The 867-nt window shown below is 46.4% G+C and carries 2 protein-coding genes; both read left to right on the top strand.

Translation table 11 applies throughout. The annotated features are described in order from the left end of the window. Nucleotides 1-642 (top strand): hypothetical protein (locus tag AC1DWI_RS24805; protein WP_477726130.1); only part of this gene is annotated, 642 nt, incomplete at its 5' end. 13 nt (nucleotides 643-655) lie between these two features. After that, nucleotides 656-867: hypothetical protein (locus AC1DWI_RS24800; RefSeq protein WP_477726129.1), on the top strand; the 212-nt coding region annotated here is incomplete at its 3' end.

Here is an 867-nt window from a genome sequence, read left to right as displayed (position 1 = left end):
TTGCTTGCGTTTGATCGTGGGGACAATGTGGGGGGCCTCTCCTCGTTTGGAGAGGACATCATAATGTTTGGCGGAGTTCCAAAGGTTATTGCTGCGTTCAAGGAATCGATGGCAATTGAGGCGGGGGCAAATAGGTTGCCCCTGTCATTCGAAGATAGCTTGGTGGTGCAAGGAGATGCGTCTCGTGCTCAAATCGTAAAAACAATCGGCGATGCAGCACAGCCGTCGCTTGAAAGTATATTAAGACTTGACCCTAATGCGCGTATTGGGTTTAGAGGAAGTCTTGTTGATGGATTGAAGAACGACACGAAACTGGGCGTGAATGGCGAACGAGTTGCATTTGATGGCACCGTCGCCACAAAAAATGGTAAACCCTACACAGGCCCGCAAGGCTACGACGCCGATTTCTTCGTCGTTAGCGATGATTTGGCCGCTCAGTTTTCGAAAAAGACTTTCTTCAGGGATATAACTAAGTTGGATGGATCATTGAAGAGTACGTTTCAGGAGTTTGGGAATACCATGCAGAGTAGTCCAATTCTTGGAGGTATGAAAACTGAACTTCCTGGGTTCAGGGTCTTCAGCACGGCTGAAATGGCAAAAAAATCGGGATCTCAATATTACTTCTTACGAGGTAGACAGTAATGGGTGAAATTCGATGAGAAACATACTAGCTACAGTGGAGGTTTCAGGTGTTATGCCGTTAGAAGAAATGGCAGGCAAACTCGGTACTGTACTTGGTGGACTTATTTTTAAACGGGAAGAGACTGGGCGTTTTGAAGAAGTTCCGGCGTTCGTTGCAGAAGACGGTAATTCTGGAATGACGTTTATCTTGTTTGGAATACCGGAAGGCGAAACTAGTGATGCTTA

It is taken from the genome of Polaromonas sp. P3_C2, assembly GCF_056402675.1.
Note: the sequence above shows the minus strand (reverse complement) of the source record. Positions and strands in the feature narration are given on the sequence as shown.